The following is a 21,983-nucleotide window of genomic DNA, read 5'->3' on the forward strand; positions in this document are numbered from 1 at the left end:
GGCCCGGTTCGGGCGTCAGTGCATCATGCGACATAGATACGTCGACGCGCCCGAGATGTCGCTCGACGCCCCTGTTCCTTCGGTCGCCTTACAGCGTGGTGTCATGCTGGACGGCGGGCTGACACGAGGATGCCCTGATGAGCCACGACACACCTGAAGACCACGCTGCCGAGCAGGACGAACCCCGCAGCCAGCAGCGCGACTACCACCTCAATGAGCGCCATGCCCGTGACGCCGACGAGGCCCCGGTCCCCACGCGCGTGCACTACCACAAGTCGGAGCGTGAACTGGAACTGGGCTATGCGGATGGCCAGACTTTCCGCCTCAGCACCGAATTCCTGCGCGTGATGTCCCCCTCCGCGGAAGTGCGCGGTCACGGTGTCGGCCAGGAAACGCTGCAGGTCGGCATGCGCCATGTCGGTCTGGCCAACATCACCCAGAGCGGTCGCTACGCGCTGAAGCTGCATTTCGATGATGGCCACGACAGCGGCCTCTACACCTGGGAATACCTGTGGGAACTGGCCAACCGCCGCGATGCCATGTGGGCCTACTACCTGCGCCAGCTGGAAGAGGCCGGTGCCTCGCGTGAGCCGCTGGGCATTCCGCTCAATCAGCTGTAAGCCACTGATGCCAATGGGGCGCGGCAAGATGTCCGACTCGACGTCTTGTCAAAAGACAGCCCGCTGGCCAGCGGTTACAATCGAGCCACTGCGAAAGCTCACCATATTGCGCTGACGTCCCCCATGGGAGGCGTCACAACAGGGGAAGTCATGGACAAGCGTACGACTCACTTCGGTTATCAGGAAGTTGCCGTGGACGAGAAGGCAGGCCGCGTCGCGGATGTCTTCCACAGTGTCGCCGCCAAGTACGACGTGATGAATGACCTGATGTCCTTCGGCATCCACCGTCTGTGGAAGCGCATTACCCTGGAGCGTGCCGGTGCCCGTCCGGGCCAGACGGTGCTGGACATTGCCGGTGGCACCGGGGATCTGACGCTGAAGTTCTCGCGCCTGGTCGGCCCGAAGGGTCGCGTGGTGCTCGCCGACATCAACGCCTCGATGCTCAACGTCGGGCGTGACAAGCTGCTCGACCGCGGCGTGGGTGGCAATGTCGAGTATGTGCAGGCCAATGCCGAGGCGCTGCCCTTCCCTGACAACACCTTCGACATCATCACCATCGCCTTCGGGCTGCGCAACGTCACCGACCAGGCCAAGGCCCTGCGCTCCATGCAGCGCATCCTCAAGCCCGGAGGCCGTCTGCTGGTGCTGGAGTTCTCCAAGCCGGTCAATCCGCTGCTCTCCACCGCCTACGATCAGTACAGCTTCCGCCTGCTGCCGAAGATGGGCGAGATGGTCGCCGGCGACGCCGATTCCTACCGCTATCTGGCCGAATCCATTCGCATGCACCCCGACCAGAAGACCCTGGCCGGCATGATGGAAGAGGCAGGTCTCGAGCGTGTCGAGTTCACCAATCTCACCGGTGGCATCGTCGCGCTGCACCGTGGTATCAAGCTTTGAGGCTGTCATGGCATTGCTGACCCCCCTGCTGGTGGCGACGGCGGAACGCACGCTCAACCGCCTGCTCGCCCGTGACCCCGCCTCCGCCATGCGCCTGAATGCGCTTGCCGGCAGACGCCTGCTGCTGCGCCTGGAGCGCCCCGCCTTCGACCTGCTGGTGCACTTCGACCTGCAGGGGCTGCATCTGCTGCGCCTGCCCGAGGCCAACGAGAGCGACGGCGACGTGGTGGTGGAGCTGGACATGGAAACTGCCGCGGCACTGCTGTCCGGTGAGCCCATCGAGCGCTTGATGTTCGAGGGCCGCCTGGCCGTGCGTGGCCGTCTGCACCTGCTGGAAAGCGCACGGGACCTGGTGATGGATCTCGATCTCGACTGGGAAGGGGCCTTGAGCGAATGGTTCGGCGAGACCCCCGGTCATAGTCTGGCCACCGGCCTGCGCAGCCTCGGTCGCTTCGGGCTGACCAGCCGTCGTGAGCTGGAGCTGGATCTGCGCGAGTATCTGACCGAGGAAGCACGCTGGCTGCCCGGCCATGCCCAGCTGCAGGTCGCGCGGGACGAGCTGACCGAGCTGACCCAGTGCCTGGATCGCACCGAGGCACGCCTGGCGCGCCTGCGACGCCATCTGGAGGCCGTCACCACGCCACAGTCCGCTGATCGGGAGTGCCAGCCGTCGTGAGACTCTATCGCCTGCTGAGCATCCTGTGGGTCATCGCCCGCTATCGACTGGATGATCTGATCCCGCTGTCTCGCGTACCTGCGCTGCTGCGGCCGCTGGTCAAGCTCTCACCGCTGCGCCTGCTGCCTGTCGGCAAGCGCTCGCGTGGTGAGCGCCTGCGGCTGGCACTCGAAGCGCTGGGCCCGATCTTCATCAAGTTCGGCCAGATGCTCTCGACTCGTCGTGACCTGCTGCCACCGGACGTCGCCGATGAGCTCAAGCGCCTGCAGGACCAGGTGCCGCCCTTCGAGAACGAGGTGGCGCGCGAACTGGTCGAGCAGGAGCTGGGCATGCCGGTCGAGGAAGCCTTCGCCGAATTCGAGGCGCAACCACTGGCCTCGGCTTCCATCGCCCAGGTCCATGCGGCACGCCTGCACGATGGTTCCGACGTGGTGGTCAAGGTGATCCGCCCGCGCATCGAAGAGGTGATGCGCAAGGATATCGGCCTGCTGTATCTGCTCGCGCGCCTGCTGATGAAGCTCTCGCCGGAAGCACGGCGTCTGCGCCCCGTGGAAGTGGTCTCCGATTACGAGGCCACGCTGTTCGATGAGCTGGACATGCACAAGGAGGCCGCCAACACCTCCCAGCTCAAGCGCAACTTCCTCGATTCGCCCCTGCTCTACGTGCCGACCATCCACTGGCCGCTGACGCGGCGCCGGGTAATGGTGCAGGAGCGCATCCGCGGCATCCCGGTCGCCGACATCGACGAGCTGGAAGCCCAGGGCACCGACTTGAAGAAGCTGGCCGAGCGCGGCGTGGAGATCTTCTTCACCCAGGTGTTCCGCGACAACTTCTTCCACGCCGACATGCACCCCGGCAACATCTTCGTCTCGCGAGAGAACGCCCATGACCCGCAGTTCATCGCCATCGACTGCGGTATCGTCGGCAGCCTGACCCGCGAGGACCAGGACTATCTGGCGCGCAATCTGCTGGCCTTCTTCCGTCAGGATTACTACGAGGTCGCGGCGCTGCACATCGAGTCCGGCTGGGTCGGGGAAGGCACGCGCGCCAACGAGTTCGCCGCGGCCATCCGGGCCGTCTGCGAGCCGATTCTCGAGAAGCCGCTCAAGGACATCAGCTTCGGCCAGGTGCTGCTGGGCCTGTTCCAGACCGCGCGCCGCTTCAACATGGAAGTCCAGCCGCAGCTGGTCCTGCTGCAGAAGACGCTACTCAACATCGAGGGCCTCGGCCGTCAGCTGTATCCGGATCTCGACCTGTGGGCTACCGCCCGCCCCTATCTGGAGCGCTGGATGAAGGAGCGCGCCGGCCCCAAGGCGTTCTGGGCCGAGATGGTCAAACAGGCTCCGGAGCTGTCACATCAGCTGCCGCAGCTGCCGGTGATGGCCTTCCAGGCCATGCAGCGCATCGACGATGAACACCGCGCTCGACAGCGTCAGACCGAGGCACTCGCCACGCTGCGCGATCGTGTCAATCATGCGTCCAGCACCGGCTGGCGCTTGCGCGCAGGTGGACTGCTGATCGCCGTGGCCTTCGGCTGGCAACCGCTGATCGCCTGGGCCGAGACGCAGCCGATGATGGTGCTGGTCGGCGCGGGGCTGGGCATCGTGCTGTTGCTGTGGCGCTAGCCGCGCCCCTGCTTCGCTCGCGGCGCTGACCGAAACTTGCCGCCCCTCGGGGCGCAGTGCAATATGATTGTCATGTAACCCTTGCATCCTGAGTCGCCGGGCCTTGCCTCGCGGCAGTGCTCGATGAGGCAGGAGCCTCGGGCTGGACTCGCTGCCTTCGCCCGGGCCCGGTTGTCCGGCTGGCCGCGACGCTCCTGCAACGGTTCTCATGCAACGGTTCTCATGCAGATAAGGTTTTCATGCCAGACCCCATGCTTTCAGGAATGATGATTCATGAGTGATATTCTCAACCGCCTGTCAGACGTACTGGCAGAGCGGCGCGACGCTGATCCGACGTCCTCCTATGTCGCGAGCCTGCATCACAAGGGCCTCAACAAGGTATTGGAGAAGATTGGCGAAGAGGCCACGGAAACGGTACTGGCCGCCAAGGATTTCACTCAGGACGACGTGGACTCCCACCGTGCAGTGATCGGTGAGACCGCCGACCTGTGGTTCCACTCGCTGGTGATGCTTTCTCACCTCGGGCTGGACCATCAGGACGTGCTGGATGAGCTGGCGCGACGCTTCGGCGTCTCCGGCCATGATGAAAAGGCCGCTCGCGGTCAGTGATGATCAAGCAGACGACTTGCAGCGCAAGCCGATTTCCCTGGCAGTGGTGCTCTCACCCTGCAAGACTCAAGGCCTCGTGACCTAGTCCCATCGGCCAAAATGGAGAACTTCCCATGTTAGGTGGCATCAGTATCTGGCAGCTCCTCATCGTGCTCGGCATCATCATCCTGATCTTCGGCACCAAGAAGCTCCGCAACGTCGGATCAGACCTCGGTGGCGCGGTCAAAGGCTTCAAGGGCGCCATGAAGGAAGAGGAAAAGGCCCCCGACGACACGGCTCCTCAGCAGAAGGTCTCCCACGGTGAATCCCGCGGCGATACCATCGATGTCGAGGCCGAGCGCCGCGATACCGCTGACAAGCGCTCGTAAGCCGCATGTTCGACATCGGCTTTTTTGAACTGGCACTGATCTCGCTGCTGGCATTGATCGTGCTCGGCCCGGAGCGTCTGCCCCGGGCGGCGCGTACGGCGGGATTGTGGCTGGGGCGCATCAAGCGCAGCGTCTCGGGGATCCAGCAGGAAATCAGCGCCCAGCTGGAAGCCGAAGAACTGCGTCAGACGCTCAATGAGCAGAAGAAGCAGCTCGACGAGACCCTGGCACATGCCCGCAATGAGGCGCGTGAGGTGGAAACCACCATCACGCGTTCCTCGCCCGCGTCACAGGAGGATGCCAACGCCTCGCCTGCCGCCGACAGTGCTCGCTCGACCACGGAGACGACCTCAGGCGAGCAAGAGACCTCCGCCACCCCCACCAGTGAGTCACGGGAGCCGCGTTCCTGATGAGTGATCCGCATGACCCGCAGCCCTCCGCCTCCGGCGAGGCTGCCCACGCCCCGCTCATCGAGCATCTGATCGAACTGCGCTCCCGCCTGCTGCGTGCGACTGTCGTGGTCCTCGTGGTATTCGCGGCGCTGTATGGCTTCTCCAATCAGATCTATCTGTATGTGGCCGAGCCGCTGATGGCCCTGCTGCCTCCCGGCTCTCAGATGATCGCCACCGAGGTGGCCTCGCCCTTCCTGGCCCCCTTCAAGCTGACACTGGTGGTGGCGCTGTTCCTGGCGATTCCGGCGGTGCTCTATCAGGCCTGGGCCTTCATCGCGCCGGGACTCTACGAGAACGAGAAGGCGTTGGCGTTGCCGCTGCTGGCCTCCAGCATCCTGCTGTTCTATGCGGGCGCGGCGTTTGCCTACTATGTCGTCTTCCCGCTGCTGTTCCAGTTCTTCACCACCACGGGCCCCGAGAACGTGGCGATCATGACGGACATCAATCAGTACCTGAATTTTGTCCTCAAGCTGTTCTTCGCCTTCGGTGTGGCCTTCGAGATTCCCATCGCCACCTTCCTGCTGATCTGGACGGGGGCCACGTCCGTGGAGGTGCTGAGCAAGAAACGCCCCTACATCGTGATCGCCTGCTTCGTGGTCGGCATGCTGCTGACACCGCCTGACGTCATCTCGCAGTCATTGCTGGCGATTCCGATGTGGCTGCTGTTCGAGGTCGGGATTCTCGCCGCACGCGCCTTCAAGCGCCGCCGTCCGGCGAGCGATGATGAGGCCTCGCAGCAGGCCCCCTGACGCGAAGACTCGAGCAGACAGCGCCTGAACGATGACGCGCAAGAATCATGACGCAGGAAACGACGAAGCCCCCGCCAATGGCGGGGGCTTCGTCGTTTCCTGCTGGGTGCCGTGCGACCGTGTCAATCCTGTTGACTGGCCTTGGCCTGGTCTTCCTCGATCCAGCCGTTCAGACGCTCCACCAGCTTGAAGATGCCTTCGGCAGCCTCGGAGATGCGCTCTGCCTGCATGTAGGCTGGCGTCGTGATCACGCGATTGGCGGCATCAATCACGATATCCGTCACCTCACAGCTCTTGTGCAGACCGCCCTGGGCACTGATGGCGCCGGAGACTTCAGGGTCCGTGCCGATGGTGACCGAGATCCCCTCGCCCAGCAGCTTCGGCACCATCACCGGCGCGATGCACATCACGCCGATCGGCTTGCCGGCCGCATGGAAGGGCTGCACCACCTCGCGCAGACCATCCACCAGCGTCAGATCCGCGCCCTTGACGGCAAAGTTGCTGAGATTCTTGGCGGCACCGAAGCCACCGGGCAGAATCAGCGCGTCGAAGTCCTCGGCGGACAGCTCCGGCAACGGACGCACCTTGCCACGCGCCAGGCGAGCCGACTCGGTCAGCACATTGCGTGTCTCGTCCATTTCCTCGCCGGTGGCGTGGTTGAGCACATGATGCTGATCGATGTCCGGAGCGAAGCACTCGTAGCGGATGCCCAGCTGATCAAGCCGAAGCATGGTCAGGGTCGTTTCGTAGATCTCGGAGCCATCATAGACACCGCAACCGGATAGGATCAGGGCTACCTGCTTGGTCATGTGTTACTCCATTGACGGTGAACTGCTCGGCGGCTGCCGACAGGTCAGAAGTGACAGATTCGTACAGGAATCCGCTACAGGCAAGCACCATGTGAAGAGGTACCGGCTGGAAAGGACAGATGATGCCGGCAGCCTGCAGCACCTGAGTATTCGTCACTCCGATGCCCCAAGACTATGGGCGGCATGGCCACATCTCAAGGGCGCCCCTCGCGGTTCGGCGGGCAGGATGACAGTGCACACGACGCGACACCCTGCCCCATGCCGCGCCCCTGTTCCGACCTGCATGCACTGATATACTCGAAGGCATCGTGCCGACAGCTTGCTCGGCCAATCCCATCTCCTTCGGTCGTATGGGCGCCGTCTGACCTGTAATATCATTGAAATATTATAGACCTAGACTTCCAGCGTCCCTCACGGAACCGGAGCCTTAGATCCGGAGAGCCTCTCTTGAGCCAACGTACCCCACGCCAGTTTCCTGCGATTCGCATGCGCCGCATGCGCAAGGATGATTTCTCTCGCCGCCTGATGCGCGAGAACCAGCTGACGGCCGATGATCTGATCCTGCCGGTCTTCGTGCTGGAAGGTTCGCAGCGTCGTGAAGCCGTGACCAGCATGCCCGGGGTCGAGCGCCTGTCCATCGACCTGCTGGTCGAGGAATGCCGTGAGGTCCATGCGCTGGGCGTGCCGGCCATCGCGCTGTTCCCGGTGATCGATGCCGAGGCCAAGAGCCTGCTGGCCGAGGAGTCCTACAACGCCAATGGCCTGGTGCAGCGCGCGGTGCGTGCCCTCAAGGAAGCCATCCCGACGCTGGGCGTGATCACCGATGTGGCGCTGGATCCCTACACCGTGCATGGCCAGGACGGCATCCTCGATGATGACGGCTACGTGCTCAACGACCGCACCGTGGACACCCTGATCAAGCAGGCACTGTCACACGTGGAAGCGGGCGCCGATGTCGTGGCCCCTTCTGACATGATGGACGGCCGCATCGGCTCCATCCGTGCCATGCTGGAACAGGAAGGCCTGATCAATACCCGCATCATGGCCTATTCGGCCAAGTACGCCTCCAACTACTACGGCCCGTTCCGTGATGCGGTGGGCTCGAGCGGCAATCTGGGCAAGGCCGACAAGCAGACCTACCAGATGGATCCGGCCAACAGCGACGAAGCGCTGCATGAAGTGGCCATGGATCTCGCCGAGGGCGCCGACATGGTGATGGTCAAGCCGGGCATGCCCTACCTGGATGTGGTGTCCCGCGTGAAGCGTGAACTGGAAGTGCCGACCTTCGCCTACCAGGTCAGCGGCGAGTACGCCATGCACATGGCCGCCTTCCAGAACGGCTGGCTGGATGCCGACAAGGTCATTCTCGAATCATTGATGTGCTTCAAGCGTGCGGGTGCCGACGGCATTCTCACCTATTTTGCCCGCCGGGCCGCGGAACTGCTGGCGGAGAAGAATCGCCTTTGACTACCCCGGCGACCGTGTCTGACCGGGGTCATGGAGTTGATGATGGAACAGACCCACAAGAACGCCATAGATGACGCGTCAGACACCTCGCTGGACACCGCTCCCCAACCGCATCAGGACGCTGCCGCCCCGGCGGCGTCCCGGGGGAAAGAGGGCGACATGGAGCTGGTCACCGACGAGCCGCCAGCCCTTGAACCTCCGCCCCTGCGCGTCAATCGCACGCGCAAGGGCATTCACGCCAAGGTCACGCCCTCCCCCGAAGCCGACCTGGCCGACCCCGCCCTGTATTTCAATCGTGAGCTGTCGAATCTGCAGTTCAACATCCGGGTACTGGAACAGGCGCAGGACACTTCGCATCCGCTGCTCAACCGGCTGATGTTCCTGCTGATCTTCACGTCCAACATGGACGAGTTCTTCGAGATCCGCGTGGCGGGTCTCAAGCATCAGATCGCCTTCGACCGCACCGAGCCCGGCCCGGATGGCATGCTGCCCGGCAAGGTGCTCGACGAGATCTCGCGCATCACCCACGAGCAGGTGGAGCGCCAGTACCGCATCCTCAACGAAGAACTGATTCCGGCGCTTGAAGAGCAACACATCCGCTTCCGTCGCCGCAATCAGTGGAACGACGCCCAGAAAGCCTGGGTTCGCGAATACTTCGAGGAAGAGATTCAGCCGGTCATCAGCCCGATCGGGCTTGATCCATCACATCCCTTCCCGCGCCTGGTCAACAAGAGCCTCAACTTCATCGTCGAGCTGGAAGGCAAGGACGCCTTCGGGCGTGAGGGCGGCCTGGCCATTCTTCCGGCTCCGCGCTCGCTGCCGCGCTTGATTCGCGTGCCGGAAGCGCTGGCAGAGAGCGGTTATACCGAGTACGTCTTCCTGTCCTCGATGATTCATGCCCATGCCCAGGAGCTGTTCCCGGGGATGAAGATCAAGGGCTGCTACCAGTTCCGGCTGACGCGCAACGCCGACCTCTCGGTGGATGCCGAGGATGTCTCGGATCTGGCCTCGGCGCTGCGCGGCGAGCTGCTGGCGCGGCGTTACGGCGATGGCGTGCGCCTGGAAGTGGCGGACAACTGTCCGGAGGCGCTCTACACCTTCCTGCTCAAGCAGTTCGAGCTGGAGAAGCGAGACCTGTATCAGGTGAAGGGACCGGTCAATCTCAATCGCCTGATGGAAGTCATCGGCGACGTGGGCCGCGAGGACCTGCTCTACGCACCGTTCACTCCCGGCACGCCCAAGGCACTCAAGAGTGACAACAGCCTGTTCGATGCCATTCGCCGCGAAGATATCCTGCTGCATCACCCCTTCCAGTCGTTCTCGCCGGTCGAGAGTCTGCTGGCCGAGGCAGCGCGCGACCCGAACGTGCTGGCCATCAAGCAGACGCTCTATCGCACAGGAGCCGATTCCAACATCGTCTCCTCGCTGGTGGAAGCTGCACGTCAGGGCAAGGAGATCACCGTGGTGATCGAGCTGCGCGCCCGCTTCGATGAAGCCGACAACCTGCAGCTGGCCTCCCGCCTTCAGGAGGCAGGCGCCATCGTCATCTACGGGGTGATGGCCTACAAGACCCACGCCAAGATGCTGCACATCGTGCGGCGAGAAAATGGCGAACTGCGCCACTATGCGCACCTCGGCACCGGCAACTACCACGCCAAGACGGCGCGCCTGTACACCGATTACAGCCTGCTGACGTCCAACGAGACCTTGTGCGAGGACGTGCACAAGGTCTTCCAGCAGCTGACCGGCATGGGCAAGCAACGCAATATCGAGAAGTTGCTGCATGCCCCCTTCACACTGCATGAGCGACTGGTGGAGATGATCGACCGGGAAGCGCGCAACGCCGAGAAGGGCAAGCGCGCCCACATCATCATCAAGTGCAACTCACTGACCGAACCCAAGCTGATCCGCGCGCTGTATCGCGCCTCACGCGCGGGCGTGCAGTGCGATCTGATCATCCGCGGGGTCTGCTGTCTGCGTCCGGGCGTTCCGGGCATCTCCGACAATATCCGCGTCCGCTCGGTGATCGGTCGCTTCCTGGAACATACTCGCACCTTCCACTTCCACAATGCCGGCCAGCCGGAGACCTGGTGTTCCAGCGCGGACTTCATGGAGCGCAACATGTTCCATCGCGTCGAGACCTGCTTCCCGTTGCTCGACAAGAAGCTGGCGCAGCGCATCCGCAAGGACCTGGACACCTATCTGGTCGACAACTGCCAGAGCTGGCGCCTGGAAAGCGATGGTCACTACACCCAGCTGGATGCCGGCGATGCAGAGCCGATCAGCGTGCAGGAAACCCTGCTGTTCGCCTACGCTGCCAAGGCCTGATCGCGCCCCGCTCGGGCCCGCCTCATCCGGCGCAGTCCATTCACCTGACTCTCGGCCCTCACGCTTGCGTGGGGGCCGTCTGCGTTGAGCAGACAAGCCTTGTCCCAGTCCTCCTGTCCCGATCCTTCTGCCCCACTCTTTCCTTCTGCGCTCCCCCTTCTGCCTTCGCCTGATTGCCGACATCACCCGCCCATGACGCCTGCCCCCACCAGACAATGAAAAAGGCCCCCGCATCATGGATGCGGGGGCCTGGCAGCTGACGATCGGATCAAGCGCTCAACGGATCAGACACCGATCTGACCACCATCTTCACGCTGGATGACGACGGTCGCGGCGCGCGGGCGCACACTGCCGTCAGTTTCGGCAGTCGCATCCACACTCTGCGGCCAGTTGCCGGGATGCTGGATATTGACGAACAACGCCGTCCTGTCAGGTGTCGCGAAGATGCCGGTCACTTCACAGCCGTTCGGGCCAACCGCGAAGCGCTTTAGCTGTGCCTGGTTATCGGCACCGATCACGGCAGCATCCCCTTCGGCCTGCTGAAGCGCGGCCGGCACGACGGCCAGTAGCTGGTCATTGGTGGCGTCCGCCACACCGGCGTAGCCGTTGTCCGTCTGGATCCACAGGATACCCTGCTCGTCCTCACGTTCGTCGAAGTAGAGGCCATCCGGACTGGCGAATTCATTCATCTCAGTCAGGCCGGACAGGTTGTCGGCATCACTGGCCGCCGCGCCGAACACGAAGATCTCCCAATCGAAGGCGGTGTGATCCCCTGCCTCACGCCAGCGGATGATCTGTCCTGCCTCGTTGTCACCGCGCGGGTTGGCGGCATTGGTCGGCGCCGTCTTGTAACCGACTCCCGGCTCCTCGATGGCCTTGCCGTCATTGGTGAAGGCCGCCGCGGTACCCTCTTCGGTGCGCTTGGAGTTGTTGGTCAGTGTCATGTAGACCTCACCGGAAGCCGGGTCGACGGCACCCCACTCCGGGCGGTCCATCGGCGTGGCGCCCATCAGATCCGCCGCGTCCGCGGTATGGATGATGACACCGGCCAGATCATCGGCCGCCAGGCCCAGTGCAGCGGCCAGCGTCCGGCCATCCTTGGTCACGGCGTCCGGCGTCAGCTTCAGCCACTTGCCAGTACCGTCGGCGGAGAACTGGGCAACATACAACGTGCCCTTGTCCAGATACTTGTCACCGATCGCCAGGCGATTCTTGTCGGCTCCCGGCACGTGCGCATCGGCGGCCTCCCATCTGGCATCGGAGACGAACTTGTAGATGTATTCGTTGCGCGAGTCATGGCCTGAATAGAACACCACCGGCTCGCCTTCGACCAGCTTGCCCGGCCAGCAGCCTTCATGGCGGAAACGTCCCAGCGCGGTGCGCTTGACGGCCTTCTCACCGGTGTAGGGGTCGATCTCGACGATGTAGCCGAAAGTACGCGGCTCGTTGCGATAATCCTTGTCGGCACTGTCCGCCGTCGGCGTATTGTCGAAGCGCGCGAATTCGCCATCGACTTCGCTGGCATCTCCCGCGGTGGTTTCCCAGCCGTAGCGGCCACGCTCGGTCTCGATGCCGATGCGATCATCATCGCTCTGACGATCACTGCGCTTGACGAAGTACCCCGGCCAGTTCTCCTCACAGGTCAGGTAGGTGCCCCAGGGGGTATAGCCGTTGGCGCAGTTGTTGTTGGTACCACGCGTGCGCGTGCCATCCGGAGAGAAGGCAGTCTTGACGTAATCACTGCCTGCCACCGGGCCACTCAACACCATCTCGCTGGCGCTGGTATAGCGACGGTTGTAGCCGGAGTTGCTCACCACATCCCACTTGCCGCCGGCATCCTTCTTGACTTCGACGACGGTCACGCCGTGGGCATTGATCTCGGTACGCACTTCATCGGCCGGGCGCTTGCCGGACTCCGCATTGGTCGCGCCGCCCTTGGGCGCCCACAGGGCATCCTGATCGATGTACTCATTGTTCATCACCAGCAGGAAATTGCTGGAGGCGGTGTCTTCGCTCAGCGCGAAGTTGTGCATGCCGTCGTGATGCATGCCGATGCTGTTGAGCTGGGCCTCCGGCGTCATCGCCAGCGATTCACTCCACTGCGGTGCCTTGTCGTTGAGCGGGGTGCCCCAGGGTGCCAGGACATGGGCGGTATACCCTGCAGGTACCACGAAGGCATCCGTGCGAGAGCCCTTGATGGACTCGAAGGCCAGCGCCAGCGGTGTCTTCGCCGGGGTCCCTGTGCTCTTGCCGCTGTCGGCATTGGCCGTACCGCTCAGGCCCGCCAGCCCGAAGCCGCCCAGCATGCTGGCAGCCGCCATGCCCAGACCACCCTGCAACACGCGACGACGGGAAAGGTGCTTGTCGATGATGGAAGAAAATGTCTCGTTGTGACTGGCATTCAGTAGGCGATGATCTTCAATTTCCTTGCTCATGCTGCTTCCCCGTAGTCAGGTTGCGGGTTGTTCTTTTCAGGCTTGGCCCCTGTGGGGCCGCCAAGGGCAACAAGAGTGATACGCGAACCAAATGACAGTCGTATGACGCGAACGATACGCCTCATGCAAACGACAGCGCCCGACGGTCGCATGACCATCGGGCGCGGGGAATTCACAAGCGCGAGACCTGCTCCGTCAGCCGTGAGGAAAGAGGGCTTCACCAGCAGGGTGGTGTCTGGGTCAGGCGTCTCGCAGACGCTCTGCCGCCAGACTCAGCAGATGCTCCGTCGTCTCCCACCCGAGACAGGCATCGGTCACGGAAACGCCATGGCGCAGCTGCGAGAGCTTGTCCGCTGCCGGCAATGCCTGCTTGCCCTCGTTGAGATGGCTTTCCAGCATCACGCCGATCAAGGCGTCATCACCGGCCAGACGCTGGGAGAGCACATCCAGCATCACTTCGCTCTGACGACGGTGGTCCTTGCGCGAGTTGGCATGACTGCAGTCGACCATCAGTCGCGGTGTCAGACCGGCCCCTTCCAGCTCTCGCCGGCAGGCGGCCACCGAGTCTGCATCGTAGTTGGGCTGACCATGGCCGCCCCGCAGCACCACGTGGGTGTGGGGATTGCCCGCGGTCTCGATCAGCGCCGGGCGCCCGCTGTCATCCATGCCGAAGTGGCGATGCCCGTGAGCTGCCGCACCGATCGCCTGCACGGCGACCTCGACCCCACCATCGGTTCCATTCTTGAAGCCTACGGCGCAGCCAAGGCCGGAGGCCATCTCGCGGTGGATCTGTGACTCGGTGGTGCGTGCCCCGATGGCCGCCCAGCCGAGCAGGTCTTCCAGGTAGGCGGCCGTCAGGGGCTGCAGCAGCTCCGTCGCCACCGGCAGGCCCAGCTGATTGATCTCGCGCATCAGTTCACGCGCCTGACGCAGGCCGCTGGCCATGTCATCACTGCCATCCAGATGCGGATCATAGGCCAGCCCCTTCCAGCCCACCGTCGTGCGCGGCTTCTCGACATAGACACGCATCACCAGCTTGAGGCGATCACGGACCTGCGGTTCGATCACCGCAAGGCGCTGGGCGTATTCACGCGCGGCCTTGAGATCATGGATGGAACACGGGCCGACCACCACCAGCAGACGATCATCCTCCCCGGCAAGAATCGCGTTGATCTCAGCGCGGTGCTGGCGAATCTGGCCGGCCAGGTCAGCATCCACCGGCAGCTGCGCGCGCAATTCGCTGGCGCTGGGCAGGGCTTCACGACTGATGCGTCCGGGAGTGGTCGGTGTCTGGGCGGCATCGAAGCGGGTCACGGGGGTAGTCTCGGCGGTCATGGTGTCGACAGTGGTATCGGCTGTGTGCGGGTCATTCGTCAACACGCGTTCAAGGCTGGCGTTCATGGTCTTCTCTCCTGTGACGAAGCTTCGGCTTCATCACGCAATATTCACTCTGACAGACAGGGACTTCGCGAATCGTCACCCCGATGTTGCTCGCCCTGCCCCGCGGTGACAGCGGAAAGAGGCAGGACGCCGCTAAATCGCCAGCGCCAATAACCATGCACGACCCGAGCGGAAGCGAAAGAGAAGCGGGTAGTCGGGATCGTGGTACGCATGGTCATTCCTCCAGTCATTCATGCTGCTATCATCGTTGGCACGTTAGGGTGGCACGCCTCTCTCGTCATGAGAGATTGCCGGGCCCAAACGCAAGAACCCCCGGTCGTGGCTGCGACCGGGGGTTCTTCAAGGTGGTGGCAGCCCGTACGAGACAGGCACGCCGTAACCTCAGGCGCGCCCCTGTGTAAACCAATACCAATAGCCGGCCGCACACGCAGCCGACGCCAGCTGACCCGAAGGGCAGGCAGCGGCAGTGCGAAGGCGGGAGCTTGAGGATTGATTCATGGGTCGGGCCGGTGTCCAGTGATGACGATGAAGCGTCGATGACTCTATCCTTGCACTACGAAACGTCGCACGCAAGCGTGATCGGGCAACAAACCGTTGCCTGCACGTATAAAGAAGGACTATCAGCCCGGAGTGGCATCAGTATAACCTTTGGTTGTCGAACGACATGATCGGCAACGCGCATTCGTCCAGCGGTGCCTGACACCGCGCCCACAGCTTGGAATGCATGCATGCAGGATTCCCGAAATGAAGCACTGATAGAGTATCTGTCGGGATGTGCCCGGCAGGATGCCAAGGCACTGGATCGACTTTATCGCGCAACCAGTGCGCATCTATACGCTCAGTTGCTGCGTATCTTGAGACATGAGGCATCCGCGCAGGATTGTCTTCAGCAGGTCTACATCCGGGTATGGGCCGCCGCCGGCCAGTATGACGCCGGCCGCGCCCGCCCGATGACCTGGCTCGGCACCATGACCCGCAACATCGCCATCGACTGGATACGTCGACAGCGACCCAGCGAGCACGACAGCGACGAATTGATCGCTGCCATGCCCGGTCGAAGTGATATCGAGGCAGATGTCGACCTGGCCCAGCACAGTGGTGAACTCCACCAGTGTCTGGCCGAGCTGAATGACGATCAACGCCGCGCCCTGGAACTGGCCTACTTCGAAGGCCTCACCCACCAGGATCTGGCCAACCAACTGGACCAGCCCTTGGGCACCGTCAAGAGCTGGGTCCGACGTGGACTCGAGAGGTTAAAGACATGCATGAGTCATTTGATCTGAGCGATCCCGAACTGCGCGAAACCGCAGCGGGCGAGTACGCGCTCGGAACCCTGACACGCAGTGAGCGCGCCGCTTTCGAGTCGCTGCTCTCCGTAAGTCACGATCTGCAGCGCGATGTGGAGCGCTGGCGCGAACACCTGAACGTGTTCAATGAACAGCTGCCCCCTGTCGCGCCGCCCGCCGATGTCTGGCAAGGCATCGCCGAGGCGACGGGCACCGCCCGGCAGCCGTGGTGGCGTCGCCTGGGCCTGTGGCAAGGCATGACGGCCACGGCGTTCAGCCTCGCACTCGCCGTCAGCCTGACCTTCAGTCTGGGTCAGAACGAGAGCATGGAGAGCGACTACGTGTTCGTGGTCAGCAACCCTGACAGCAGCCCCGGCTGGATCGTCAATGCCTCCCACTCGGGTGAGATGATGGTCCAGGCCGTCAGCCCCAACGCCCCGGCCCCCGGCAAGGTCTGCGAGCTGTGGCTGATGGCCAAGGATGGCAAGGAGCCGATGTCACTGGGCATCCTGCCGCACTCCGGCACCATGAAGGTGGAGGTGCCGAAGGAATATCTGGCCGCCTTCCCCGACAGCGATCTGGTGATCACGCTGGAAAATCCGGGCGGCGCTCCCTCCGGTCAGAACATGGGCCCAACGCTCAAGAAAGGCCAGTTCACCGCCGTAGAAGGCCGCCACATTCTGTAGGCACTGCCTGCAAGCACTGACGGCAAACGCTGCGTCACCACACGACGCCGCATCAACGAAAAAGCCCCCGCTTCTCAGCGGGGGCTTTTTTCATGCTGCTCTGCCGGGCCTCGATCTCTGGAGGCTACCCGGACACCGGCAGGAAATACCCGTCACGTGAGATGACGTCCGCCATCCACCGGCAGTGTCGTGCCCGTGACATAGGGACTGTCCAGCAGATAACGCAGCGCCTGCCAGATCACCCCTGGGCCCGGCACACTCTGCATCGCAGACTTGGCCCGCGCTCGCTCGGCGTAGTCATCATCGTCGTCCGGGCGCAGCATGATCAGCGCCGGAGCGATGGTGTTGACCTGGATGCGTGGCGCGAACATCGATGCGAACGACAAGGTCAGATTCTCGAGCCCCGCCTTGCTGGCCGCGTAGGCCGCATGCTTGCGCGAGCCTTTCTGGACCACGAAATCACTCATGTGAACGATGTCGGCCTGAGTCTCGATACCTGCCTCCAGCAGATCACGCAGCGCCAGATTGATCAGATACGGCGCCTGCATGTGGACGCGAAACAGATGCTCGAACATCTCGCCGCGCTCCTCCGCCCCACCATCCGGCGCCCAGTCGCTGGCATTGTGCACGATGGCCCTCAACGTCGGCGTCATCTCACGAATCGTCGCGATGAAGGCCTGGATGCCCGCCTCACTGGAGAAATCCGCCTGGACGGTGCGGATACCCAACGCCCGCAGGGCATCGAGCTCTTCGCGCTCACGTCGGTAGCTGATGATGACGGGATGGCCATCATCCACCAGACGTTCGGCGCAGTAGCGCCCCAGTCGCTGGGCGCCACCGGTGATCAGGATGGGGGACTGACTCATTCACTCGACTCCTTCAGGCAACGTCAGGCAGCTTCAGCCGGATACCAGCGCCGGATCCAGCAGCGGCTCGCGTGGTGCATAACTGAAGACATCGGAGCTCAGCGCGCCGGCCTCGACCCCCAGCGGCGTCAGCGCATCGACACAGGCATAGACCATGCCGGGCGAGCCCGACAGATAGACGCGCTTGCCTGCCATGCTCTCCGCATGCGCTCGCAGCGCATCATCGATACGACCGATATGGCCATTGAAGCTTGCCTCGACCCCAGCCGCTTCCAGTGCCTGATGGTGGGCATCACCCGCCTCAGGCGCTTCTTCCAGTACCGGCACGTAGCGGAAATTGGGCTGACTGGCGGCCCAGTGGAGCGCAGCGCTTTCCAGATACAGATCCCGACGCTCACGCGCGGCCCACCACAGTTCGATGGGCTGATTGAGGCCGTGTGCAAACGCTGCCTGCAACATGGCATGCATCTGCGAGAATCCGGTACCGGCACAGATCAGCACGATGGGACTGGGGTCGTCGAGATCGAGCACGCATTCGCCATTCGGCAGGCGCAACTCCAGCTGATTGGCCGCGACCAGCAGGCTGCGCAGACGCGCCGAGTTGCTGCGCTCCGGCCAGTGCTGGATGTGCAACTCAAGCACGCCATCTCCCTTGGCAGCGTTGGCGATGGAGAACGGTACCCAGGTGGTGTCGTCGAGCTTCATCTCGAGATACTGGCCCGGCGCATGCGCCAGGGCCTCGGGACGTGCGGCAAAGCGCACACGAAACACGTCCGGGGTCAGGTCTTCCACACTCTCGACATGACAGGTCAGGGTCCGCGCCGTCATCGTATCCTCTTGTTGTCTGAAGCCTGCCGCGACGCCTGGCGCCGAGGCAGGGTAAATGCATGAGTGGTGATGGTCAGGTGAGACTCAATCCAGAATGCCCAGACTGTCCCAGCGCTCATCGACCCGCGAGACGATCTCGTCGCTCATCACGATGGGCTCGCCCCATTCGCGGTCGGTCTCGCCGGGCCACTTGTTGGTGGCATCCATGCCCATCTTGGAGCCGAGCCCCGCGGTTGGCGAGGCGAAATCGAGATAGTCGATCGGCGTATTGTCGACCAGAACGGTATCACGGCTCGGGTCCATCCGCGTGGTGATGGCCCAGATGACATCTTCCCACTTGCGGGCATCGACATCATCATCCAGCACGATCACGAACTTGGTATACATGAACTGGCGCAGGAAGCTCCAGACTCCCATCATCACGCGCTTGGCGTGGCCGGGGTACTGCTTCTTCATCGTCACCACCGCCATGCGGTAGGAGCATCCCTCCGGCGGCAGATAGAAGTCGACGATCTCCGGGAACTGCTTGCGCAGAATCGGCACGAAGACCTCATTGAGGGCCAGACCGAGAATCGCCGGCTCATCCGGTGGACGCCCGGTATAGGTCGAGTGATAGATCGGATCGCGCCGATGGGTGATGCGCTCGATGGTGAAGACGGGGAAGCTCTCGACCTCGTTGTAATAGCCGGTGTGATCGCCGTAGGGGCCTTCCGGTGCCATGTCATCCGGATACAGGTAGCCCTCGAGGATGATCTCGGCGCTGGCCGGCACCTCGAGCTCCGACAGGCCGCATTTGACCAGCTCGGTGCGCGAGCCGCGCAGCAGCCCCGCGAAGGCATACTCGGACAGCGTATCCGGCACCGGAGTGACAGCGCCCAGAATCGTCGCGGGGTCAGCCCCCAGCGCCACGGCGACCGGGAAGGGCTCACCCGGATGGGCCTTCTGCCACTCACGGAAGTCCAGAGCCCCGCCACGGTGCGCCAGCCAGCGCATGATCAGCCGATTCTTGCCAAGCTTCTGCTGACGGTAGATGCCGAGGTTCTGACGCTCCTTGTGCGGCCCGCGGGTAATCACCAGCGGCCAGGTCACCAGCGGCGCGGCGTCTCCGGGCCAGCAGTGCTGGATCGGAATCATGTCGAGATCGACATCATCCCCCTCCAGCACGACCTCCTGACAGGGCGCACGCTTGACCCGCTTGGGGCCCATGCTCATCACCTGCTTGAAGATCGGCAACTTGTCCCAGGCATCACGGAAGCCTCTGGGCGGCTCCGGCTCCTTGAGGAAGGCGAGCAGCTCGCCGACTTCGCGCAGCGCCTCGACCGATTCCTGCCCCATGCCCAGCGCCACACGACGCGGTGTGCCGAACAGATTGCCCAGCACCGGCATGCTGTGGCCCTTGACGTTCTCGAACAGCAACGCCGGACCACCCGCCTTCAGGGTGCGATCGCAGATCTCGGTCATCTCCAGGTAAGGGTCCACCTCGGCACGAATGCGCTTGAGTTCGCCCTTCTCTTCCAGCGCCGCGATGAAATCGCGCAAGTCTCGATACTGCATGGGAGTTTCCGGTCGGCTTGATCAGGTTCCGAGCATACCATTGCCAGCCGATAGTCGGCAGGCCGACAACGCAAGACGCCCATCTCCTGATCAGGAGATGGGCGTCTCGGGAAGTGCTGATTCCCCACGTGATTCCGTCATTGAACGGAATCACGTGGGGAATCCATGGCATTGCCTCGTCAACTCAGGACATCGGCTCAGCGGCGCTTCATGGCCTCGAAGAACTCGAGGTTGGTCTTGGTATCTTTCAGGCGGTCGATCAGGAATTCGGTCGCGGCCACGTCTTCCATCGGATTGAGCAGCTTGCGCAGGATCCACATGCGCTGCATTTCATCTTCAGACGCGATCAGGTCTTCACGACGCGTACCGGAACGACGGATGTTGAGTGCCGGGAAGACACGACGCTCGGCCAGCTTGCGGTCGAGGTGCGCTTCCATGTTACCGGTGCCCTTGAACTCCTCGAAGATGACTTCGTCCATCTTGGAACCGGTGTCGACCAACGCCGTGGCGAGGATGGTCAGACTGCCGCCTTCCTCGATGTTGCGCGCGGCACCGAAGAAGCGCTTCGGCTTCTCGAGGGCATGCGCATCGACACCACCGGTCAACACCTTGCCGGAAGACGGCACCACGGTGTTGTAGGCACGCGCCAGACGCGTGATGGAATCGAGCAGGATGACGACATCCTTCTTGTGCTCCACCAGACGCTTGGCCTTCTCGATCACCATCTCGGCGACCTGGACGTGACGGGCCGGCGGCTCATCGAAGGTGGAGGCCACGACTTCGCCGCGCACGGTGCGCGACATTTCGGTGACTTCCTCGGGACGCTCATCGATCAGCAGCACGATGAGGTGACATTCGGGGTTGTTGCGAGTGATGGAGGCGGCGATGTTCTGCAGCATCATCGTCTTGCCCGCCTTGGGCGGTGACACGATCAGACCACGCTGTCCCTTGCCGATCGGGGCCGTGAGATCCAGGATGCGCGAGGTGATGTCCTCGGTGGAACCGTTGCCGATTTCCATCAGCAGACGCGATTGCGGGAACAGCGGCGTCAGGTTCTCGAACAGGATCTTGTGCTTGGCGTTCTCGGGACGGTCAAAGTTGATCTGATTGACCTTGAGCAGCGCGAAGTAACGTTCCCCTTCCTTCGGCGGACGAATCTTGCCGGAAATGGTATCGCCCTTGCGCAGATTGAAGCGGCGAATCTGGGACGGGGAAACGTAGATGTCGTCGGGGCCAGCAAGGTAGGAAGAATCCGCACTGCGCAGGAAGCCGAAGCCGTCCTGCAGGATTTCCAGCACACCATCACCATAGATATCCTCGCCGCTTTTCGCGTGCTTCTTGAGGATGGCGAAGATGATGTCCTGCTTGCGCGAACGTGCCAGGTTGTCGATCCCCATGGTCTGGGCGAGTTCCAGCAGTTCCGGGACGGTATTTTGCTTGAGTTGGGTAAGATTCATCGGCTTGTTTGAACGTAGCTCGTGTCAGCAGGGCTGAAGATAAGAAGGGAATCGAGAAGACGAGCAGGAGGCAGAGACTGACACTGTACTGTGTGAGTGCAGGCTGATCTCGACAGCATTCCCGGGGGCAAGCGCCTGAGTGGAAAGAATACAGGTGCCAAAGGTTCAGGAAAGATCACTCACCACGGCCGTACAACGGATTCGGCAACGGAGTGTCGAGCGACTGCAGCCCGTCCGCAAGGACATGGGGCGTCGTGCTTCCTGACGTAAAAGTCTTCTCGATATGGAATCTAGCGGTATGAATCGCCTGGTGGCTGACCTGTGAATAGAAGGACAGAATTACCAGAGGGCTGGCTGACAACTGGGGGACCGTGGGACGGTCGACATGACGCAATCAGAGAGCGTGTAATCAGGCGAACGCCTCGATGGTAGTCAAGCTTCACCTCGAACGCAAGTCCCGTGCTCAGAGGCCATGCCAGCGCAGCCCGGGGGACGGGGCCGCCGCTCAACTGACGGCGTCATCCCCCATCACAGGTTGGCATCCAGGAAGGCGGCCAATTGCGCACGAGGCATCGCCCCGACCTTGCTGGCCTCGACATTTCCGGACAGGAACAGCATCAGGGTCGGCACGCCACGAACGCCGAAACGGGACGCCAGCTCAGGGGCCTCATCGACATCGACCTTGACGATCTTCAACCGCCCTTCATATTCCTCCGCCAGCGACTCGAGTGTCGGGGCCACCGTCTTGCACGGCCCACACCAGGAGGCCCAGAAATCCACCAGTACCGGCTGCTCGCTCTCCAACACCACGGATTCAAAGTCTCTTTCTGAAATCGGTGCCACACGTTCGCTCATCGCGACGTTATCTCC

20 protein-coding genes are annotated in these 21,983 nt (G+C 62.8%); 12 read left to right on the plus strand and 8 right to left on the minus strand.

Features of this window, described 5'->3' with window-relative positions:
• Positions 1-260 precede the first annotated feature (260 nt).
• The 8 genes from BOH68_RS15615 (at position 261) to tatC (ending at position 5,996) form a co-directional block, all read left to right on the plus strand.
• Positions 261-620 (plus strand): gamma-butyrobetaine hydroxylase-like domain-containing protein, encoded by a 360-nt coding sequence (locus BOH68_RS15615; protein ID WP_240499733.1) that lies wholly within the window; start codon positions 261-263, stop codon positions 618-620.
• 150 nt (positions 621-770) lie between these two features.
• On the plus strand, positions 771-1,517 hold the full coding sequence (ubiE, locus tag BOH68_RS15620; RefSeq protein ID WP_077377909.1) for a bifunctional demethylmenaquinone methyltransferase/2-methoxy-6-polyprenyl-1,4-benzoquinol methylase UbiE: 747 nt from the start codon (positions 771-773) through the stop codon (positions 1,515-1,517).
• 7 nt (positions 1,518-1,524) lie between these two features.
• Positions 1,525-2,193: a ubiquinone biosynthesis accessory factor UbiJ gene (locus tag BOH68_RS15625; RefSeq protein WP_077377906.1), complete on the plus strand. Its 669-nt coding sequence runs from the start codon at positions 1,525-1,527 to the stop codon at positions 2,191-2,193.
• Positions 2,190-3,818 (plus strand): ubiquinone biosynthesis regulatory protein kinase UbiB, encoded by a 1,629-nt coding sequence (gene ubiB / locus BOH68_RS15630; RefSeq protein ID WP_077377903.1) that lies wholly within the window; start codon positions 2,190-2,192, stop codon positions 3,816-3,818. Before BOH68_RS15625 ends, ubiB begins: the two co-directional genes overlap by 4 nt.
• Before the next feature lie 273 nt (positions 3,819-4,091).
• Entirely contained in the window at positions 4,092-4,427 is a 336-nt protein-coding gene (locus tag BOH68_RS15635) for a phosphoribosyl-ATP diphosphatase (RefSeq protein WP_077377900.1), read from the plus strand.
• 113 nt (positions 4,428-4,540) lie between these two features.
• Positions 4,541-4,795 carry a Sec-independent protein translocase subunit TatA gene (gene tatA / locus BOH68_RS15640; protein WP_077377897.1) on the plus strand — a complete coding sequence of 85 codons (255 nt, stop codon included), beginning with the start codon at positions 4,541-4,543 and terminating at the stop codon, positions 4,793-4,795.
• 5 nt (positions 4,796-4,800) lie between these two features.
• Positions 4,801-5,205 (plus strand): Sec-independent protein translocase protein TatB, encoded by a 405-nt coding sequence (tatB, locus tag BOH68_RS15645; protein WP_077377894.1) that lies wholly within the window; start codon positions 4,801-4,803, stop codon positions 5,203-5,205.
• Positions 5,205-5,996 (plus strand): twin-arginine translocase subunit TatC, encoded by a 792-nt coding sequence (gene tatC / locus BOH68_RS15650; RefSeq protein WP_077377891.1) that lies wholly within the window; start codon positions 5,205-5,207, stop codon positions 5,994-5,996. Before tatB ends, tatC begins: the two co-directional genes overlap by 1 nt.
• A gap of 122 nt (positions 5,997-6,118) precedes the next feature.
• Here the strand turns inward: tatC and elbB are convergent, their stop codons facing one another.
• Positions 6,119-6,805 carry an isoprenoid biosynthesis glyoxalase ElbB gene (elbB, locus tag BOH68_RS15655; RefSeq protein WP_077377888.1) on the minus strand — a complete coding sequence of 229 codons (687 nt, stop codon included), beginning with the start codon at positions 6,803-6,805 and terminating at the stop codon, positions 6,119-6,121.
• Positions 6,806-7,252: 447 nt separating this feature from the next.
• On the opposite strand from elbB, the gene hemB reads away from it, so the two are divergent.
• The gene (gene hemB / locus BOH68_RS15660) at positions 7,253-8,272 is read left to right on the plus strand and encodes a porphobilinogen synthase (protein WP_077377885.1); all 1,020 of its coding nucleotides are present in this window, start codon (positions 7,253-7,255) and stop codon (positions 8,270-8,272) included.
• A gap of 159 nt (positions 8,273-8,431) precedes the next feature.
• The gene (gene ppk1 / locus BOH68_RS15665; protein ID WP_077377882.1) at positions 8,432-10,600 is read left to right on the plus strand and encodes a polyphosphate kinase 1; all 2,169 of its coding nucleotides are present in this window, start codon (positions 8,432-8,434) and stop codon (positions 10,598-10,600) included.
• Positions 10,601-10,884: 284 nt separating this feature from the next.
• Here the strand turns inward: ppk1 and BOH68_RS15670 are convergent, their stop codons facing one another.
• Complete coding sequence (locus BOH68_RS15670; RefSeq protein ID WP_077377879.1) at positions 10,885-13,035, minus strand: PhoX family protein; 2,151 nt, start codon at positions 13,033-13,035, stop codon at positions 10,885-10,887.
• A gap of 240 nt (positions 13,036-13,275) precedes the next feature.
• Positions 13,276-14,370, minus strand: a complete 1,095-nt coding sequence (locus BOH68_RS15675; protein ID WP_077378189.1) for a 3-deoxy-7-phosphoheptulonate synthase — start codon at positions 14,368-14,370, stop codon at positions 13,276-13,278.
• A gap of 794 nt (positions 14,371-15,164) precedes the next feature.
• Between BOH68_RS15675 and BOH68_RS15680 the strand changes: the two genes are divergently transcribed.
• Together BOH68_RS15680 and BOH68_RS15685 are read left to right on the plus strand one after the other, a co-directional pair.
• The gene (locus tag BOH68_RS15680) at positions 15,165-15,719 is read left to right on the plus strand and encodes a sigma-70 family RNA polymerase sigma factor (RefSeq protein WP_077377876.1); all 555 of its coding nucleotides are present in this window, start codon (positions 15,165-15,167) and stop codon (positions 15,717-15,719) included.
• Positions 15,698-16,408, plus strand: a complete 711-nt coding sequence (locus tag BOH68_RS15685) for an anti-sigma factor (protein ID WP_077377873.1) — start codon at positions 15,698-15,700, stop codon at positions 16,406-16,408. Before BOH68_RS15680 ends, BOH68_RS15685 begins: the two co-directional genes overlap by 22 nt.
• A 152-nt stretch (positions 16,409-16,560) precedes the next feature.
• On the opposite strand, the gene folM is transcribed toward BOH68_RS15685, so the two are convergent.
• The 5 genes from folM to trxA all read right to left on the minus strand — a co-directional run bounded on the left by folM (position 16,561) and on the right by trxA (position 21,968).
• On the minus strand, positions 16,561-17,274 hold the full coding sequence (folM, locus tag BOH68_RS15690) for a dihydromonapterin reductase (protein WP_077377870.1): 714 nt from the start codon (positions 17,272-17,274) through the stop codon (positions 16,561-16,563).
• Positions 17,275-17,307: 33 nt separating this feature from the next.
• Positions 17,308-18,102, minus strand: a complete 795-nt coding sequence (locus tag BOH68_RS15695; protein ID WP_077377867.1) for an FAD-binding oxidoreductase — start codon at positions 18,100-18,102, stop codon at positions 17,308-17,310.
• An 84-nt stretch (positions 18,103-18,186) separates the two neighbouring features.
• The gene (ubiD, locus tag BOH68_RS15700) at positions 18,187-19,656 is read right to left on the minus strand and encodes a 4-hydroxy-3-polyprenylbenzoate decarboxylase (RefSeq protein WP_077377865.1); all 1,470 of its coding nucleotides are present in this window, start codon (positions 19,654-19,656) and stop codon (positions 18,187-18,189) included.
• A gap of 197 nt (positions 19,657-19,853) precedes the next feature.
• Positions 19,854-21,113: a transcription termination factor Rho gene (gene rho, locus BOH68_RS15705; protein ID WP_077377862.1), complete on the minus strand. Its 1,260-nt coding sequence runs from the start codon at positions 21,111-21,113 to the stop codon at positions 19,854-19,856.
• A 528-nt stretch (positions 21,114-21,641) separates the two neighbouring features.
• Positions 21,642-21,968, minus strand: coding sequence for a thioredoxin (trxA, locus tag BOH68_RS15710; protein WP_077377859.1), 327 nt, complete (start codon positions 21,966-21,968; stop codon positions 21,642-21,644).
• Positions 21,969-21,983 lie beyond the last annotated feature (15 nt).

This window comes from Cobetia sp. MM1IDA2H-1 (assembly GCF_002916775.2).
In the GTDB taxonomy this organism is placed as follows: Bacteria; Pseudomonadota; Gammaproteobacteria; order Pseudomonadales; family Halomonadaceae; genus Cobetia; species Cobetia marina.

Bases quoted from the DNA above. Each gene is read 5' to 3' on its own strand.
- tatC (WP_077377891.1), top strand. From the start codon at position 5,205: ATGAGTGATCCGCATGACCCGCAGCCCTCCGCCTCCGGCGAGGCTGCC.
- BOH68_RS15675 (WP_077378189.1), bottom strand. From the start codon at position 14,370: ATGACCGCCGAGACTACCCCCGTGACCCGCTTCGATGCCGCCCAGACA.
- folM (WP_077377870.1), bottom strand. From the start codon at position 17,274: ATGAGTCAGTCCCCCATCCTGATCACCGGTGGCGCCCAGCGACTGGGG.
- BOH68_RS15625 (WP_077377906.1), top strand. From the start codon at position 1,525: ATGGCATTGCTGACCCCCCTGCTGGTGGCGACGGCGGAACGCACGCTC.
- tatA (WP_077377897.1), top strand. From the start codon at position 4,541: ATGTTAGGTGGCATCAGTATCTGGCAGCTCCTCATCGTGCTCGGCATC.
- ubiD (WP_077377865.1), bottom strand. From the start codon at position 19,656: ATGCAGTATCGAGACTTGCGCGATTTCATCGCGGCGCTGGAAGAGAAG.
- ppk1 (WP_077377882.1), top strand. From the start codon at position 8,432: ATGGAGCTGGTCACCGACGAGCCGCCAGCCCTTGAACCTCCGCCCCTG.
- BOH68_RS15635 (WP_077377900.1), top strand. From the start codon at position 4,092: ATGAGTGATATTCTCAACCGCCTGTCAGACGTACTGGCAGAGCGGCGC.
- BOH68_RS15670 (WP_077377879.1), bottom strand. From the start codon at position 13,035: ATGAGCAAGGAAATTGAAGATCATCGCCTACTGAATGCCAGTCACAAC.
- tatB (WP_077377894.1), top strand. From the start codon at position 4,801: ATGTTCGACATCGGCTTTTTTGAACTGGCACTGATCTCGCTGCTGGCA.
- BOH68_RS15685 (WP_077377873.1), top strand. From the start codon at position 15,698: ATGCATGAGTCATTTGATCTGAGCGATCCCGAACTGCGCGAAACCGCA.
- elbB (WP_077377888.1), bottom strand. From the start codon at position 6,805: ATGACCAAGCAGGTAGCCCTGATCCTATCCGGTTGCGGTGTCTATGAT.
- trxA (WP_077377859.1), bottom strand. From the start codon at position 21,968: ATGAGCGAACGTGTGGCACCGATTTCAGAAAGAGACTTTGAATCCGTG.
- rho (WP_077377862.1), bottom strand. From the start codon at position 21,113: ATGAATCTTACCCAACTCAAGCAAAATACCGTCCCGGAACTGCTGGAA.
- BOH68_RS15695 (WP_077377867.1), bottom strand. From the start codon at position 18,102: ATGACGGCGCGGACCCTGACCTGTCATGTCGAGAGTGTGGAAGACCTG.
- BOH68_RS15680 (WP_077377876.1), top strand. From the start codon at position 15,165: ATGCAGGATTCCCGAAATGAAGCACTGATAGAGTATCTGTCGGGATGT.
- ubiE (WP_077377909.1), top strand. From the start codon at position 771: ATGGACAAGCGTACGACTCACTTCGGTTATCAGGAAGTTGCCGTGGAC.